Origin of the sequence: Pseudaminobacter soli (ex Li et al. 2025) (assembly GCF_029892515.1) — a bacterium.
In the GTDB taxonomy this organism is placed as follows: Bacteria; Pseudomonadota; Alphaproteobacteria; order Rhizobiales; family Rhizobiaceae; genus Pseudaminobacter; species Pseudaminobacter soli_A.
In genome coordinates, this window is record NZ_JARXVF010000006.1 from 166,204 (window position 1) to 182,671 (window position 16,468).

A 16,468-nucleotide genomic window follows, 5' to 3' on the forward strand; every position below is an offset into this window, starting at 1 on the left:
CAACCAAATGGAGGTCGCTATGAAGGTACTCGAAGCGCTAGCGGCAGCGATCGCGGCTGAGGGCATTGACCACATCTTCGCGGTCATGGGCGATGCCAATCAGGACATCATCGTGGAGCTGTGCGAAAAACACGGGCTCAAATTCGTTCACGCACATCATGAGGCTGCTGCCGTCGGCATGGCGGACGGCTATTCGCGCTTCACCGGCAAGATCGGCCTTGCCTCCACCACGCAGGGCCCCGGCTACACCAACGCGACGACCTCGCTCGTTCTGGCTCGGCTGCATCGATCGCCGGTATTGATGCTGGCCGGCCACGCTTCTCTGCGCGATCCCTACAACCCCCAGGGTATGGTCGACCAGGACGCAATGGCGAAGCTCACGGCCGGGGCAACCGTGAAAGTCAATCACGCCAACAATGTCGACTACTGTCTTGGCGAAGCTTTCCGCCAGTTGAAGGCAAGGAAAGGACCGTTTGTCCTCAACATGCCGCAAGACATCCAGCACAGCGTCCTGCCGGACCCAAATTGGACCTATCGCCCCATGTACAAGGCCAAGGTGTTGCAGCCGCCGCGGCGGGAAGACGTTGCCGAAGCTGCCAAGATCGTGGCCGGCGCCAAAAAGCCAACCATTCTTTGCGGGCTTGGAGCCGCGCAGGGCAAAGCCGAGCCCGAGGTCCGGAAATTGGCCGAATATCTCGGCGCGCCGGTGGCAACCACACTTTATGCAGCGGGTTTTTGCTCCCAGTACCCGCTTTATCTCGGCATCAGCGGCGGGCTGGGTTCAGACCTAACGGTCGATATTCTGGCCGAAAGCGATGTCATGATCGTCGTCGGCGCGAGTTTGAATGAGTGGACGACGCATTTCGGTAAGATCCTCGAAAACGGCAAGAAGATCATCCAGGTCGATGACCGAGAGGATGCATTCGGCTGGTTTGCACGGGTTGCGGTCGGTCTGGAAGCCGACGCGAAGATAGCCGTCGCGGCCCTGCTCGAGCGGCTGAAGGAAAGCGGCAAGCAGGCCCGTGAGCCGGATGCGGAGACAGTCGAGAAACTCAAGCAGCGGAAGCCGCCGGCCATAAATTACGAAGACGGAAAGACCGTCGATCCGCGTCGCGTGGCCAGCTATCTGGAAGACAAGCTGCCGAAGCGGGATCGCATTCTCGTCTTCGACGGTGGCCACGCCGCAATGGTGACCAGCCAAGCGATGAGCAGCCCCAGCGCCGACAACTGGGGGCTCGGACTGGACTTCGGCGCCATCGGGCAAGGCTTGAGCATCGCACTGGGTGCCTGCTTTGCGCGACCGGGCAAGCGGATTACCCACCTCACGGCGGATGCCTCGTTTATGATGAATGTGGCCGACTTCCACACCGCGGTCAGTCATAACCTGCCGCTCACCGTCGTCGTGTTCAACGACAATGCAGTCGGGCAGGAGCGGCACGATCTGGTTCACAAGGGGTTCCCGACCAAATATGCCGACATTGCACAGCCGGATTTCGAAAAACTCGCAGTCGGCATGGGCGCAAAGGGTTTCAGGGTCAATCGGCCGGACGATTTCGGCGAGATCGACAAGGCTCTTGCCGTGGAAGACGGCCCGGTGATCGTCAATGTGCGCATCAACGGAGACGTCGAACTGCCGGTCAGCTGGGAGATTGCGCAGCATCTCGAGATGACCGAGTAGGAAACCGGTTGCAGATATTTCAGCGGGCGGTCGCCACGCACAGCGATCGCCCGCAGTGGTTTTTTACAATACCAGCCTGGGCGTAACCGGGTCGTCCCTAGGCTTTCAGGAAAAATTCGACGATAAATTGCACCCGGATGTCGGCACAGGCGGCAAAGATCCGTCCTTGGGGGATTCAAGCGCGCAACCGACATCCGAACAGCGGCATCGGGCGGCGTAGGCCACAACCGGGAGAGTGCCATGAACCATTCCTATCGCTGGGTGATCGTTGCAGCGGGCGGCCTGCTGGGCTGCGTCGCGATCGGCGCCATGTTCTCGCTGCCTGTCTTCCTGCGGACAATATCGCAGGACACCGGCTGGTCCATCACGGGCATATCCACGGCGATGACGATCGGCTTCCTCGCCATGGCGGCGGGCAGCGCGATGTGGGGCACCCTCTCCGACCGGTTTGGCCCACGCGTCGTGGTGCTCACGGGATCGGCCGTCCTGGCCGTAAGCCTGGCACTCGCCAGCCAGGCGCGATCGTTGGTCGAGTTCCAGCTCCTGTTCGGCCTACTGGTCGGGGTGGCGACCGCCGCCGTTTTCGCGCCGATGATAGCCTGCGTGACCGGCTGGTTCGAGACCCAGCGTGCGCTAGCCGTTTCGCTCGTCTCTGCCGGCATGGGCATGGCGCCGATGACCATGGCACCACTCGCGGCCTGGCTGGTTACCATCCATGACTGGCGCACCGCGATGCTGATCATCGCCGGTATCACGGCAGCCCTGATGATCCCCGCCGCCCTGCTTGTGCGGCGCCCGCCAGCGCTGAGCGAAGGGCCGGCGGAGATGGCGTCGGACGAGCCGCAACCCGGTATGACGGTCAGGCAGGCGGTCCGTTCGCCACAGTTCATCGTTCTGATGCTGGCGAACTTCTTCTGCTGCGCCACTCACTCCGGCCCGATCTTCCATACGGTGAGCTACGCCGTCACCTGTGGCGTGCCGATGATCGCGGCCGTGTCGATCTACAGCGTCGAGGGACTGGCCGGCATGGGCGGACGCATCGCTTTTGGCGTCCTGGGTGACAAGTTCGGCGCAAAGCGCGTGTTGGTGTTTGGGCTGCTTGCACAGGCCTTCGGCGTGCTCGCCTACGTGTTCGTCTCGACGCTCGGCCCGTTCTACGCCGTGGCAGCGCTGGTCGGCTTCATCTATGCCGGAACGATGCCACTCTACGCCGTGATCATCCGCGAGAATTTCCCACTCAGGATGATGGGCACGATCATCGGCGGCACAGCAATGGCCGGTAGCCTTGGCATGTCGACCGGTCCGTTGCTGGGCGGCCTCATCTACGACCAGTTCAACAGCTATGCGCTAATGTATTTCGGTTCTTGGGGCATGGGACTGGTGGCGATGATGATCCTCACGGCGTTCCGGCCGTTCCCCAGGAGGCAGGTGGAAATGGCGATGGCGTAGAGCCTGGCGTCGTAGAGGGAGGCGCTCTTCGACCGGGCCACGTGAGCCAGCCAGCTCCAAAGTGCCGGCGGGCGATCGTTGCCCGCCCTCGCCCTACATGAGGATATGTGGAAGCCAGGCGAAGGCTACGCGATCTGCGTCGACTTTTCTCCGCGGCCAAAACCAGTTTTCTCCTGGGGCACCCGCTATGATCGCAAATGCGCAGCGAAACGCTGCATATTTGCGTATCTTCTAGCCTTCCCCCCCACAAAGTCATGTCTTTCCTAGCGTGACATATTGCATTTGCGCGCCGATCTGGTCCGATCGATGCGACAAGAGGGCCCGGTCGGGACGGGCCTCACGTCTCGGGGGAGATCAGATTGAGCATCGGTCCAGCCAGCCATGAAGCGGACATGGCCGTGTCTCTACACAGGCTCGTGGAAAGGGCACCCCTGCTGGTCGATCGGATCGATACAGAAGGCCGCATAGTCGCGCTCAACAGCATTGAATTGAAGGAACTGAAGCTAGACCCCGACAAGGCGGTCGGCCAGCCACTTGAAACGCTCTACGACGGAGATTCCGCCCATCGCATCCGCGTTTTGCTGCGCAATGGGGAAGCGACTCCTGCTGCCTTTCCCGTGTGGATGAGCTCACCCACGCGTGACGAAACACCGATGATCGCGGTTGCTGTCGCCGACGGGGACGGCGGGCTCGCACTCGTCAAGCTGCCATTGGGGGCCGCCGCCCTCGGCATCGGTGACGAGCTGATCGAGCGCGTGGAGATCCTCTCGCAGATGATCGGCGCTGCCACCGAGGCGTGCTGGTGTATCGAGTTTCTCGAGCCGGTGGACGTATCGCTGGCCGAGGACGAGATCGTCGAGCGCATCTTCGCTAACCAGTCCAGATGGCGCGCCTGCAACGCGGCAATGGCTCGGCTTTACGACGTGCCCGAAGATCTCGACTTCAACACCCAACCGGTGTCGCAGTACTTCCCCGCCACACACGTCAACAAAGCGATGATCCGCGACCTCGTGCGTGCGGGTTACAGGCTCGACCACGCGGCCGCCGTGGATCAACGCCATGACGGCTCCGAGATGCTGGTCGAGAACGACTTCCGCGCAGCGATCCGCGACGGTTTCCTTATCCGCCTGTGGGGTACCACGCGTGACATTGGCCCGCACCGGCGCCGCGAGCAGCAGCTTTCGGAACGAGCCAGTTCCATGCTGGACATATTGAGCGCGGCGCCCGACCCAATTATCGTGCTGTCCGAGGAAGGCCTGCTTCTGGCCGCCAACCCGGCGGCTGAGAACGCCTGGGGCCGGGGCGCGGACCAGATGCTTGGCCGCCCCATCCAGCAATTCACCGAAACACGCGACGCTGCCGGCAGGCTGCGACGGGCGGCGCTGGCCGCCGCTGACGAGGCCGAATGCGAGCTGGTCGTGGTGACGGCGAACGGAGCGCGCGAAGCCTGGCGTTTTCGAGTTGCCATGACGGAGGGCGAGTTCCGCCGCTATGTCGCGACAGCCCGACGCAAGATGCGACGCAGGACGCGGAGCGCTGCGACGGAGGCGTCGCCATGAAGTTCTACGGCAACGACATCGCCAATCTCGCCCGGCGGCGCGTCCGTCCGGCCTTCGTCGACGATCCGTTGTTCGGATCCGTCCTGGAAGCACTGCCGGATGCCGCCGCGCTTATGGAGCTGGACGGCCGCATCAAGCAGGTCAACTCCAAGTTCGAGATGCTGCTCAGCCTCGGCAAGGGCGAGTTGGTGGGCACCGAGTTGGTCAGCCACGCGGCCACCGGTGGACAGATCATTCAGAAGGCGGCGGCCGCGCTTCAGCAACTCAAGCGGCTGGAGGCTTCGGGGACCCTGCCTTCGCAGCGCTTTGTCGTGGCAAGCCTGGGCATCCTGCGCACCAGCGATGGTGGCGCCTATGCTGCGTTATTAGTGCTGCGCGAGCCGAACCGCATAGCGCGCGCCGCCGGCTCTGGGCCGGACCGTTTCCGCTTCCAGGACGACGGCGGCCTATCGATGGCGAGCCCCTACGTGCCGGCTCCGTATCTACAAGGCTTGATGAAGAGTGGCGCGCTAGCGCTGGAACGCGGCTCGCCCATTCTCGTCACCGGCGAGAGCGGGACCGGCAAGAGTGAGTTCGTGCGCCGGCTGTGCAAGGCCGGCGAACAGGGAGCGGCCCCGTTCGTGCACGTCAATTGCGGCATGCTGGGCGATGCGCAGTTCGAGGCGGAGATGTTCGGCATTGAACCGGGATCGGCCGCCGACTCCTCCACCCGCGGCAAGTCAGGCTATGTCGAGGCGGCTGACGGCGGCGTTCTGTTCCTCGATCAGGTGACGGACCTTTCGCCGGTCTCGCAGGCGCGTCTCGTCGCCTTTCTGGAGACGCGCACTTACAGCCGGTTGGGCTCCTCGCAACGCCGCCAGGTTCGCATAGGGCTGGTGGCGGCCACCAATGCACACTTGCGCCAGATGGTGGTCGAAGGCGCCTTCCGTGCGGATCTTTACTATCGCCTTGCTGTCGTCACGCTAGAATTGCCGCCGCTGCGCGGTCAGACCGAGTTCATACGTGTTGCCACGGACAGCTTCGTGCGGCGCATTAACATGGCGCGACGGCCTGCGCTGACGCTGTCTCCTGAATTCTTCCGGATGCTGCAGGAACATGATTTCCCAGGCAACATCCGAGAACTATCCAACATCGTGGAACACGCTGCCGCCAGCGCCGACGATCTGGCGCGCGTGCAGGATTTCGTGGTTCCGCTGCGTACACCGCCACCCGCGCCGACTGTGGTGCAGCCGCCGCCACTCGGCAGCGCAGGGCTGAAGAACCTAGTCCAGGAATTCGAAAGCTGGGTCCTGGAGAAATCCATCGCTGAGAATGGAAGCAAACGAAGCGCCGCCAAGGCGCTCGGCATCGATATCGCGACACTGATCCGCAAGACCAACCGCAAGAGATGACCCAACGAAAAAAGGGGAACGGCAATGACGAAACGACTACGCGTGACGACGTTAGCCAGGCTGGGCACCTGCGCGCTCGCCCTGCTTGCCATGCTACCGCAGGCGGCGCCCGCTTCGGCCGGCGAGCTAAACATCCTGACCTGGGAGGGCTACGCCACTCCAGATTTCATCCCGAAATTCGAGGAAAGCTCGGGCTGCAAGGTCACGGCTTCCTATGTGGGCTCGAATGACGACTTCGCGGCCAAGCTGGCGGCCGGCGGCGGCGTCTACGATATCATCACGCCCTCGCTGGACACCGTGCCGATGATGCGGCTGGGCGGTTTCGTCGAGCCGATCAATATATCCAAAGTTGAGGGCTTCGACGGTATCTATAGTGAATTTTCCAAACATGTCGACGTGACTGCCGAAGGCAAGACATGGGCGGTGCCGCTGGTCTGGGGCTCGATATCGCTGATCTACCGGCCCGACAAGTTCGCCACCAAGCCGGATTCAATCGCGGTGCTATTCGACCCGGCTAACAAGGGCAAGATTTCGATGTGGGATGACAAGTCGGCTCTGTACTGGACCGCGCGCTATCTCGGCTACGACAACATCTACGACCTGACCGACGAGCAGCTTGATGCGGTCAAGGCAAAGCTGATCGAGCAGAAGCCCCTGATCCGCAAGTACTGGGCCTCCGCCGGCGAGCTGACGGAATTGATGGCAAACCAAGAGGTCTATGTCTCCAACGCTTGGAACGGCCTAACCTCCAAGGACGTGAATGCGCTGAAGAAGGGCTTCGAGGTGGTGGAATTCACTCCCAAGGAGAAGGCCGAGGGCTGGATGGATTCCATGATGCTGGTCAAAGGCACACCGAACGAAGACTGCGCCTATAAGTTCATGTCCTTCATGGAATCGCCCGACGGCCAATGCGGGCTTGCAAAGTCGACCGGCTATTTCCCTGCCAATCCCGTCGCGGTCGCCTCCTGCATGGACGAAGAGATGAAGAAGGAGCGTCAGGTCGGCAACATCGATTTCGTCAAGAGTCTGGTGATGTGGCAGCAGCCGAAGCGCCTCGACAAATATCTCGAGGTCTGGAACGCGGTTAAGGTTGCCCCGTAAGGCCACCCTGCCGCGGTGCCGGCCCCGGAGGGGCGGCCGGCACCTGCAACACTAAGACACAGGCAAAGACCGCATGATATCGCGACCCATAGTGGCGCTTTCGGGCGTCGCAAAGAGCTACAGCTCTTTCATTGCTCTGGACACCACCGATCTTTCACTCGGCGAAGGCGAGTTCGTCACCCTTCTTGGGCCTTCCGGCTGCGGCAAGACCACGACTCTAAGGTTGATTGGCGGCTTCGAACTGGCCGACCGCGGCCGCATCGAGATCGCGGGCGAGGACGTAACCGCCAAGCCGCCCTACCGGCGGCCGGTCAACACCGTGTTCCAGGAATACGCTCTGTTTCCGCATATGACCGTTGCCGAAAACATCGGCTACGGGCTTTCCGTGAAGGCCAACAACGTTCCCGCCGCCGAGCGCCGCCGCCGCGTGACCGAGGCGTTGGCCATGGTCGGACTGGAGGAGATGGGCATGCGGCGTACGGCCGAGCTTTCCGGCGGCCAGCGACAGCGCGTTGCTATGGCACGTGCGATCGTGCGGCGCCCGCGCGTGCTCCTTCTGGACGAGCCGCTTTCGGCGCTCGACGTGAAGCTGCGCGAAGGCATGCAGATGGAATTGAAGCGCCTGCACCGCGAACTGGGCATCACATTCCTAATGGTAACGCACGACCAGCAGGAAGCGCTGGCGCTGTCTGATCGCATCGTGGTCATGAACCGCGGCCGCATCGTGCAGATCGGCTCGCCGGCCGAACTCTACGATGCGCCGACTACGCCCTATGTGGCCGACTTTATCGGCACCAGTAATCTGGTGCCGGTGCGGTCGGTCGGAAGCGATGGCCAGTTCGATCATCTGCTGATGGCCGACGGCACCCGCCTGCGTCGTCGGCGCCGGCCGGGCGACCGCGTCTTTCCCAACGGCCAGTCCGTGTTAGCCGGAATCCGTCCCGAGCGCCTTCTGACTAGTGACGGCGGGGAAGTAAACCGGCTCGCCGGCAGGATTGTCGAGGCGCTTTTCCAGGGCGACCGGGTGCGCATCGAAATAGCGCTAGCCGGTGGCTACGAGCGCAGGTCGATTTTCGCCAACGTGACCCGCACCGCCTCCACGGCCTCAGGAGCGATTGAGCCAGGAACGGAGATCTCGCTGCAAGTCGACCCCTTCGACATCATGCTGTTTGCGGCGGAGGACGGGCAATGAGTGTGCAGCGGCGGCAGAGGTTCGGCGCCTTCGCAGCGCTGTTTTCAGTACCCTTTCTGTGGGCACTGGTATTCATGATCGTGCCCTATCTGGTGATGATCTCGGTAAGCTTCTGGACCCGCCAGTTCCCGCTCTTCGTGCCCGACTTCCAATTCGGCAACTTCGTTCAGATCTTCTCCGATCCGCAATACACGACGGTAATCCTACGAACCCTCAAGATCGCCGCGCTGGTAACCCTCGGCGCACTAGCTCTTGGCTATCCGCTGGCCTATTTTCTCGTTTTCACCGTACGTTCGGAAGGTCTGCGCAACCTGCTCTATATGTCGGTGATCGTGCCGCTTTGGGTGTCCTACCTGCTGCGCGCCTATACCTGGAAGATTATCCTCGGCACCGACGGCGCCGTTAACTCCTTACTGAGGATGGTCGGGCTCATCGACGAACCGCTGACCGTCTTTCTCTACAACCAGACCTCTATGGTCATCACGTTGGTCTATATCTTCGTACCCTTCATGGTGATGCCGCTGTTCGCGGTGCTGTCAAACATCCCGAAAGCCCTCATTGAGGCATCCGAAGACCTGGGCGTCGGTCCCTTCATGACCTTCTGGAAGGTCGTCTTCCCATTGTCTCTCGGCGGCGTGGTGGCCGGCGCAACCATGACCTTCTGCCTCTCCTTCGGCGACTTTGTCGCGCCGGTTCTGGTGGGCGGCCCTGACGGCACCATGGTGGCCAATCTCCTGCAGAGCCAATTCGGCGCCGCGCTCAACTGGCCGCTAGGCTCGGCGCTGGCGACGCTGGTCCTAGTACTGGTGCTCGCGGTGCTGCAGGTTTCAAGCCGCATGGACCGGGCTGGCCGCGTCGGTCTCGGCTGAAGGAGGGGACCATGCACGCATTGAGATGGTGGCAGAAGGGTATGGTCGGCGTGAGTGTCGCCGTGCTTGCTTTTCTTTACCTGCCGATCGTCATCCTCGTCGTCTTCTCCTTCAACGACAGCTCCGTCACCTCCTTCCCGCTCGCCGGCTTCACGCTGCGCTGGTATCAAGCCTTCCTTAGCAATGCGGCGATGCTGAAGGCGCTGGCCAACAGTCTTACCGTGGCACTCTTCGCGACCGCAGTCTCGGTCATCGTTGGCGTGACGGCAGCACTGGCCCTCGACCATTTCGACTTTCCGGGAAAGCGGCTGTTCCAAAACGTCATCCTGCTGCCGCTCAGCCTGCCTGGCATCGTCACTGGCATAGCCATGCTGAACTTCTACAAGCAGATCGGCATTCCACAGAGCCTGGGAGCGGTTGTGATCGGCCATGCCACGGCGCTGCTGGGCGTCGTCGTCTCGCAGGTGATGGCAAGGCTGGCGAAGCTTGACCGCCGCGTGCTGGAGGCCTCGGCGGACCTCGGCGCGGCGCCGCTCGAGACCTTCTTCAAGGTGGTGTTGCCGGCAATTCGCACCTCCATCCTTGGCTCGGCGCTATTGTGCTTCACGCTTTCCTTCGACGAAATCCCCGTCACCTACTTCCTGACAGGGCGCGAGGTAACACTGCCGATCTACATCTATTCGACGCTACGACGCGGCATCACCCCCGAGATCAATGCCATCGGCTCCGTCATCGTGGCCGTGTCCTTCGTGCTGATCGTGCTGTCGGTCACGCTGCTGCGCGATCGTAAGTAATCCAATCCAACAAGGGAGAGCAGAATGGATACTTCCTCCTATACCCGCGATTTCTGGCACGCCAGGGCTAAGTCGCTGAAGTTCCGCGTCAATCACTTTATAGACGGCGCCTACGTGCCCTCGGCGGATTGCCGTAGCTTCGCCACCGTCAACCCGGCCACCGGACAGCCGCTGGCCCAGATCGCTCGTGGCGGCATGCCCGAGATCGACCACGCGGTGGCGGTGGCGCGCAAGGCTTTCAAGTCGGGCGTCTGGTCGCGCATGGAGCCGCGCGCGCGGATGGCAGTGCTGGAGCGCTTCTCGGCGCTAGTGGAAGCCAATGCCGAGGAACTCGCTCTGCTCGACAGCCTTGATATGGGCAAGCCGGTCATGGACATGATGAACATCGACATACCCGGCTCGGTCACCAGCCTAAAGTTCTTCGCCGAGACGATCGACAAGATCGAGGGCGCTGTGACCTCGACCGCGGTGACCGCGCTGCACTACATCCTGCGCCAGCCGCTGGGCGTTGTGGGCATCATCGTGCCATGGAACTATCCGCTGATGATGGCGGCTTGGAAGCTCGGGCCCGCGCTGGCCACCGGCAATTCCGTCGTGCTGAAGCCCGCCGAGCAATCGCCCCTTTCGGCCGGGTTACTTGCGGAATTGTTCATTGAGGCGGGTGGTCCGGCTGGCGTGCTCAACGTGGTCCACGGACTAGGCGAAGAGGCCGGAAAGGCGCTGGCGCTGCACCATGACGTGGACAAGATCGCCTTCACCGGCTCCACCGAAGTTGGCAAGCTCCTGATGATTTATGCCGGCCAATCGAACATGAAGCGCGTGACCACCGAATGCGGCGGTAAGACCCCGCAGATCGTGCTCGCCGATTATGACGATCTCGACACAGCCGTCACTTATGCGGTGAACGGCATCTACGGCAATCAGGGCGAGGTTTGCAACGCAGGGTCCCGCATTCTCGTCGAGAAGACGATCCATGACGATTTCATCGAGCGCTTCACAATGCGCACCGCGCAGAATTTTGTGCTGGGTGACCCGCTCGACCCCTCTACCACCATCGGTCCGTTGGTGACGGCCTCGCACCAGAAGCGCGTTCTGAACTATATCGATATCGGCCGCAAGGAAGGTGCGGCGCTGCGTTTCGGTGGTGGCGTGCCCAACTCATTCTCAGCTGGCGCCTATGTGGAACCCACGCTGTTCACCGGGGTCGACAATTCCATGCAGATCGCCCGCGAGGAGATATTTGGACCTGTGGCGACCATCATCCCCGTAGACGGAATCGACGACGCCATTGAGATAGCCAACGACACGGTCTATGGGCTTGCCGCCTCCATTTGGACGCGAGACGTCGCAAAGGCTCACCGCTTCGCTCGCGACATCGAAGCAGGTGTGGTTTGGGTCAACTGCTTCGACCACGGCGACATGACTTCTATCTGGGGTGGTTTCAAGCAGACCGGCAACGGGCGCGACAAGTGCCTGGAGGCGCTGACGCAATACACGCAGACGAAATCGGTCTGGATCAACTTAGGCTGACCTGCCAATGCCCGAGTTTCTCTCCCCAGGAACTCGGGCCGCCAGATCCATCGACATGGGCAGTTGGCCGGCCGCCCGTGGGGTGGCTAGGCCTCTGCCTTCAAGCCATACATCACCCGACCCAAGACGCTTGCGTAACACAGTGGGGACCGCATTTCGTAGAGTCGGCGATCGGGTTTTGCATGTCCGATGATCAGTTTCGGTTCGGTTTGGCGAAGATGCGCCAAAGCTGCGATTTTCCCGAAAAACGGGAAGGTCGTTCCCGTCATCAGCGTATTCATTGAGCCGAGTGATCCGCCGTAGCTTGCTTCCAACGGTTGAACCGGGAGGAAGAAAGTGATTACTGAGCTCCAGGCCAAAGAGGCGAACGAGCAGTTTCGCGAGGAAGGCTATGCTGTCATTCGCGAATTCATCGACAGCGACAAGGTGGAGCGGCTGCAGCGCGAAACCCAGGCCGTCTACGACGAAGGCCTCGAGCATCATGCGACCTATCGCAATGGGAATCTCAGTTTCCAGGTGCTTCCCGAAAGTCATTTCGACAAGCGATACGTGCTGCAGGCCTACTGGTTCTCCTGGATCAACGACTACTTTGAGAAGCTCCGCCGCAATGACGACTACTACCGTCTGCTACAGGGGCTGATCGGCCCCGATATCCGGCAGATCGCGCAGCAACTCCACTGGAAGCCACCTGGCGTCAATGTTACCGGCTATCGCTTCCATCAGGACATAAGGTTTCGTAAGGGCGACGATCTGGAGAAGGTGGCCACATCGACGGTGACGACCGGGCTCGCGGTCGATCGCGCCACCAAGGAGAACGGCTGCCTTCAGGTCGTGCCGGGAAGTCACAAGCTGGGATATCTCGGTCTGTCCGACGACACGCATGATGGCATGCTGATGAAGGGACTGACCGCGGAAGATGAGCTGCGCAAGGTCGGTATTGATCCATCCACGATCGTCGGCCTCGAACTGGAGCCGGGGGATCTCGCCGTCTGGGGTCTGCTAACCGTGCACGGCTCCTCTCCCAACAAGTCAGACTACGACCGAGCATTCTTGCTTTCCAGTTATGTCAGGGCGGACGCCACCGAGCGCGGGGAGTGGGCGTTCCGCAATGGTGTTTCGACGCCACTCGGCGACACGCCGAAGCTTTGCAAGGATGATCGCCTGCTGACCAATCCAGGTCCAGAATACGACACTACGGTCTGGTGGAATTGAGTTGGGAGTGGGTACCCGTCTCAGATCAAGTCGGAGGATAGTTCGCGGATGAGGAAATCCACAAAGGCGCGCACCTTAGCGGGCACATAGGTGCGATGCGGATAGAGCGCGTAGATCGGGCTGGTAACGGGGCGGTATTCCTGCAACACCGCCTCGAGCCTGCCTGCGCGCAAAGCATCGTCCACCAGCAGGCTGGGGAGATTGCCGATGCCGAAGCCGGCGAGCGTCATCTGATAAGCCGCCTCCACGCTGTTGGTCGAAACCCGACTCTTGACAGGCACCGAGAACGAACCGTCAGGCCCCTGGAAGGGCCAAGTACCGATACTCTTGGCGTAGTTGCTAAGAACACATTCGTGGCCGCCAAGTTCGGCCGGGTGAGATGGCCTGCCATTGCGTTCGAAATAGCTCGGCGCCGCGCAAACGTAGTTCCGGACCTCCCCGAGGCGGCGGGCGATAAGCACCGAGTCGCTCTGGTCGCCGAAGCGGATGGCGACGTCGTAGCCTTCCTCGACCACACCGACCACATAGCGCGAGGTGAGGTTGAATTCGACAGAGACGAAAGGGTTTTCGCGCAGGAATTTCGGGATCAGCGCGGTGATGCGCGTATGCCCCAGCACGTTCGAGCAGGATACTCTGATCAGACCCCGGGTGTGGCTATGCAGCCCCCGCGCCGCATCCTGCAACTCATCGATCTCGTCAAGCAAAACCTTAGCCCGTTCGAAGTAGTTTCGGCCGACCTCGGTGAGATTGAGCTTGCGCGTCGTGCGGTTGACGAGGCGCGCACCCAGTTCGTCCTCAAGCTCCTTGAGATGGCGGCTGACCGCAGTGGACGACATCCCAAGCTCTCTTCCTGCCGCAGAAAGCCCTCCAAGAGTGGCAACGCGTTCAAAGACCCGCATGGCTGTGAAGAGGTTCATATTCGCCCCCGCGCGTATGTTTGCAGACAGGGAAGTTTCCAAAAATGGGAGGAAAATGGAATGGCTGAACATCCGATATTGACTCGATTAAAGACGGATGCCCGAGACGGCCGAATGGACAGAAGAGAGTTTCTGGCGCTGGCGAGCGTATTCGGCGCCAGTGCAGCCGGCGCATATTCGCTACTCGGGCTTGCAGCACCGGTTTCCGCGCTTGCTGAGGAGACCCCACGACGGGGCGGCATCCTGCGCGTCAGCATGCAAGTCATGGCGATCGAGGACCCCAGGAAGTTCAGTGTTTCCCAGATGGGCAATGTCGCCATGCAGTTCATCGAACCGCTTGTGCGCTGGGACCACGATTTCACCTTTCGGCCGATGCTGCTGGAAGGCTGGCAGGTCAGCGACGATGCCACTCAATATGTCCTCAACGTCCGCAAGGGTGTGAAGTGGTCCAACGGCGACACCTTCACCGCTGAAGATGTGGCTTTCAACATAAGCCGGTGGTGTCAGAAGGATGCTCCCGGTAACTCCATGGCGGGACGGATGGGTGCTCTCATCGACTCCGACAACGGCCGACCCAGAAAGGGAGCGATCGAGATCGTGGACGACCATACGATACGTCTCAACCTTGGTAGGCCGGACGTCACCATCATTCCAGCCATGACCGACTATCCCGCGCTGATCGTTCACCGGGATTTCGACAAGAATGGCAAACAGCTTTCAGATCAGCCGGTCGGAACGGGGCCTTTCGAACTGACGAAGCTCGAAGTCGGCTCCCGCGCTTCCGTCAGACGACGTCCTGACGGCTCCTGGTGGGGTGGCGACGTCTGGCTCGATGGTATCGACTGGATCGACTACGGCATCGATTCGCAGGCGACGATGGCCGCCTTTGAGGCCGACGAGGTGGATTTGAACGGCCAGACACAGACAGCCGTGGTTGCAGCTATGGATGGCATGGGCCTGAAAAGATCCGAGATCGTCACCGCCACCACCATCGTGGCCCGGATGAATGTCAGGAAGCCCCCTTACGACGACCAGCGCGTTCGCAACGCGGTCCAGCTTGCCGTCGACAACGAAGTCATTCTCAAGCTGGGCGCGGACGGTTTCGGAACCGCCGCGGAGAACCACCATGTCGGCCCAATGCATCCGGACTATGCCGTCTTGCCACCGGTCAAGCCCGATCCGAAGGCTGCGATGGCGCTTCTCCATGAAGCAGGTGCCGTGGATCACGAATTCGAACTCATTTCGGTTGAAGCCGATTATCGTAAGGAGAGCGCTGATGCGATCGGGCAACAATTGCGAGCAGCCGGCTTCAAGGTGAAGCGCACTGTTTATCCGGAAGCCTCATTCTGGAATGGCTGGACCGAATATCCGTTTGCGGTCACCAATTGGAATGCCCGTCCGCTTGGCATCCAGACCCTGGCACTCGCCTACCAAACCGGAAGCGCTTGGAACGAAACCGCTTTCTCCGATCCGGTGTTTGACGAGAAGCTGAAGAAAGCAAATGCGATAGCGGGCTCCGACAAGAGACGCGAACTGATGGCGGATCTGCAAGGCATATTGCAAAACGCCGGCGTCATCGTGCAGCCCTACTGGCGCAAACTGTTCTGTCATATGCAGCCCCGCGTCAGAGCGTACGAGATGCATCAGGCCTATGAACAGCACTTCGAGAATACCTGGCTGGGATAGGCTCGCGTCCACCCCCTGAAGAAGCGGCCGAAGCGAAATCCGGGGCCGATGTTCATACTCATAGGACTGGGCGGCTATGTCGCCCTCCATTACCTAGGCGTCGACGACCAGCTGACGCTGGCCGTGACCGCGCTGCGCACGGACACGCCGGCCGGTGTGGCGAAGGTCCTCATGTGACCTACGTCGTGACGGGGACACGTCTAATTCTTACGCTTTGCGAACCAGCCGACACTGTTCAGCGGCGGTCGGTCGTCCGGGACTGGGGCGGATGGGTACAAAACGCCAGTCGACGGTGGAGACATTTGAAAGCAACGAGGACGCGGTTTCATCGTCAAGGCGGCTCAAACCTTTGAAGCGCCCGCGAGGATATCGCAATTGTCGTCCCGCCTGGAGGGCGCGGGCAAGGCAACAAATCCGACGAATTCCCAGGATTGATGCGGTTTTCGGTGGATGCGCGTCGAGATTGTCGCTTCCGAGCTACCATCGCCGCACATTCATTGTCATACGGGAAGAAGTAACTTTCGAAACAGGGGATTTTCTTTACATGACGACAGCAACCGAGATTGCGGACAAGATCGCCGGCGAACAGAACCTTTCCAAGGCGCAGGCGAAATCTATCGTTGACAGCGTGTTCAAGCAGATCGCCGAAGCTGCGAAGAGTGGCGCGGAGACAAACGTTGCCGGATTCGGTAAGTTCAAGATCAAGGAGACGCCGGAGCGCGAAGGCCGCAATCCCGCTACGGGCGCGACGATCAAGATCGCGGCGTCAAAGAAGCTGACCTTCACGCCGGCCAAAGCGGTGAAAGACATGCTGAACGGCTAATGAAGTCTGGCGCGTTCCGCAGATAAAGGCTTGCGGCTGAGGCAGCGGACGACCTCGGCCAATGGCATCATTGGATGATCTAGGCAGACGATCCCGTTTCCGGCTGGGCTCCCGGCAAGCCGGACGCTGGTTTGGCGCGTTGTTTCGGCTCAACAACGCGCGGGAAATTCATGCCGCCGAGGCGGGGTCGTTCCGCGCAGCGACCGGAACGACCGTCATGATCGCTCAACCGCGCCCCGCAGGGCGCCTGCCGCGATCCGTGCCCTG

14 protein-coding genes are annotated in these 16,468 nt (G+C 61.1%); 13 read left to right on the forward strand and 1 reads right to left on the reverse strand.

What is annotated here, in order from left to right:
• Window positions 1-19 precede the first annotated feature (19 nt).
• The 10 genes from M2281_RS22270 (at window position 20) to M2281_RS22315 (ending at window position 12,775) form a co-directional block, all read left to right on the forward strand.
• Window positions 20-1,678 (forward strand): thiamine pyrophosphate-binding protein, encoded by a 1,659-nt coding sequence (locus M2281_RS22270; RefSeq protein WP_280823373.1) that lies wholly within the window; start codon window positions 20-22, stop codon window positions 1,676-1,678.
• Window positions 1,679-1,918: 240 nt separating this feature from the next.
• On the forward strand, window positions 1,919-3,127 hold the full coding sequence (locus M2281_RS22275) for an MFS transporter (protein ID WP_280823374.1): 1,209 nt from the start codon (window positions 1,919-1,921) through the stop codon (window positions 3,125-3,127).
• Window positions 3,128-3,486: 359 nt separating this feature from the next.
• Window positions 3,487-4,686 carry a PAS domain-containing protein gene (locus M2281_RS22280; protein ID WP_280823375.1) on the forward strand — a complete coding sequence of 400 codons (1,200 nt, stop codon included), beginning with the start codon at window positions 3,487-3,489 and terminating at the stop codon, window positions 4,684-4,686.
• Window positions 4,683-6,077: a sigma 54-interacting transcriptional regulator gene (locus M2281_RS22285; protein WP_280823376.1), complete on the forward strand. Its 1,395-nt coding sequence runs from the start codon at window positions 4,683-4,685 to the stop codon at window positions 6,075-6,077. Before M2281_RS22280 ends, M2281_RS22285 begins: the two co-directional genes overlap by 4 nt.
• 24 nt (window positions 6,078-6,101) lie before the next feature.
• A complete protein-coding gene (locus M2281_RS22290; RefSeq protein ID WP_280823377.1) occupies window positions 6,102-7,178 on the forward strand; it encodes an ABC transporter substrate-binding protein in 1,077 nt (358 codons plus the stop codon).
• 73 nt (window positions 7,179-7,251) lie between these two features.
• Window positions 7,252-8,370: an ABC transporter ATP-binding protein gene (locus M2281_RS22295; protein WP_280823378.1), complete on the forward strand. Its 1,119-nt coding sequence runs from the start codon at window positions 7,252-7,254 to the stop codon at window positions 8,368-8,370.
• A complete protein-coding gene (locus tag M2281_RS22300; protein WP_280823379.1) occupies window positions 8,367-9,239 on the forward strand; it encodes an ABC transporter permease in 873 nt (290 codons plus the stop codon). The genes M2281_RS22295 and M2281_RS22300 overlap by 4 nt, the downstream gene beginning before the upstream one ends.
• 11 nt (window positions 9,240-9,250) lie before the next feature.
• The gene (locus M2281_RS22305) at window positions 9,251-10,033 is read left to right on the forward strand and encodes an ABC transporter permease (RefSeq protein WP_280823380.1); all 783 of its coding nucleotides are present in this window, start codon (window positions 9,251-9,253) and stop codon (window positions 10,031-10,033) included.
• A gap of 24 nt (window positions 10,034-10,057) precedes the next feature.
• The gene (locus tag M2281_RS22310; protein WP_280823381.1) at window positions 10,058-11,563 is read left to right on the forward strand and encodes an aldehyde dehydrogenase; all 1,506 of its coding nucleotides are present in this window, start codon (window positions 10,058-10,060) and stop codon (window positions 11,561-11,563) included.
• A 336-nt stretch (window positions 11,564-11,899) separates the two neighbouring features.
• A complete protein-coding gene (locus M2281_RS22315; protein WP_280823382.1) occupies window positions 11,900-12,775 on the forward strand; it encodes a phytanoyl-CoA dioxygenase family protein in 876 nt (291 codons plus the stop codon).
• 20 nt (window positions 12,776-12,795) lie between these two features.
• On the opposite strand, the gene M2281_RS22320 is transcribed toward M2281_RS22315, so the two are convergent.
• Window positions 12,796-13,764, reverse strand: a complete 969-nt coding sequence (locus M2281_RS22320) for a LysR family transcriptional regulator (protein WP_280823383.1) — start codon at window positions 13,762-13,764, stop codon at window positions 12,796-12,798.
• Here M2281_RS22320 and M2281_RS22325 point away from each other — a divergent pair.
• From M2281_RS22325 to M2281_RS22335, 3 genes are all read left to right on the forward strand, one after another.
• Window positions 13,753-15,378, forward strand: a complete 1,626-nt coding sequence (locus M2281_RS22325) for an ABC transporter substrate-binding protein (protein WP_280823384.1) — start codon at window positions 13,753-13,755, stop codon at window positions 15,376-15,378. The two genes, M2281_RS22320 and M2281_RS22325, sit on opposite strands and share 12 nt — an antisense overlap.
• 48 nt (window positions 15,379-15,426) lie before the next feature.
• Window positions 15,427-15,555: a hypothetical protein gene (locus M2281_RS22330; RefSeq protein ID WP_280823385.1), complete on the forward strand. Its 129-nt coding sequence runs from the start codon at window positions 15,427-15,429 to the stop codon at window positions 15,553-15,555.
• A gap of 367 nt (window positions 15,556-15,922) precedes the next feature.
• Window positions 15,923-16,201, forward strand: coding sequence for an HU family DNA-binding protein (locus M2281_RS22335; protein WP_280823553.1), 279 nt, complete (start codon window positions 15,923-15,925; stop codon window positions 16,199-16,201).
• Window positions 16,202-16,468: the final 267 nt, after the last annotated feature.

Coding starts and splice junctions, on each gene's coding strand:
- M2281_RS22270 (WP_280823373.1), top strand. CDS start 20: ATGAAGGTACTCGAAGCGCTAGCGGCAGCGATCGCGGCTGAGGGCATT.
- M2281_RS22275 (WP_280823374.1), top strand. CDS start 1,919: ATGAACCATTCCTATCGCTGGGTGATCGTTGCAGCGGGCGGCCTGCTG.
- M2281_RS22285 (WP_280823376.1), top strand. CDS start 4,683: ATGAAGTTCTACGGCAACGACATCGCCAATCTCGCCCGGCGGCGCGTC.
- M2281_RS22290 (WP_280823377.1), top strand. CDS start 6,102: ATGACGAAACGACTACGCGTGACGACGTTAGCCAGGCTGGGCACCTGC.
- M2281_RS22295 (WP_280823378.1), top strand. CDS start 7,252: ATGATATCGCGACCCATAGTGGCGCTTTCGGGCGTCGCAAAGAGCTAC.
- M2281_RS22300 (WP_280823379.1), top strand. CDS start 8,367: ATGAGTGTGCAGCGGCGGCAGAGGTTCGGCGCCTTCGCAGCGCTGTTT.
- M2281_RS22305 (WP_280823380.1), top strand. CDS start 9,251: ATGCACGCATTGAGATGGTGGCAGAAGGGTATGGTCGGCGTGAGTGTC.
- M2281_RS22310 (WP_280823381.1), top strand. CDS start 10,058: ATGGATACTTCCTCCTATACCCGCGATTTCTGGCACGCCAGGGCTAAG.
- M2281_RS22325 (WP_280823384.1), top strand. CDS start 13,753: ATGGCTGAACATCCGATATTGACTCGATTAAAGACGGATGCCCGAGAC.
- M2281_RS22320 (WP_280823383.1), bottom strand. CDS start 13,764: ATGTTCAGCCATTCCATTTTCCTCCCATTTTTGGAAACTTCCCTGTCT.
- M2281_RS22330 (WP_280823385.1), top strand. CDS start 15,427: ATGTTCATACTCATAGGACTGGGCGGCTATGTCGCCCTCCATTACCTA.
- M2281_RS22335 (WP_280823553.1), top strand. CDS start 15,923: ATGACGACAGCAACCGAGATTGCGGACAAGATCGCCGGCGAACAGAAC.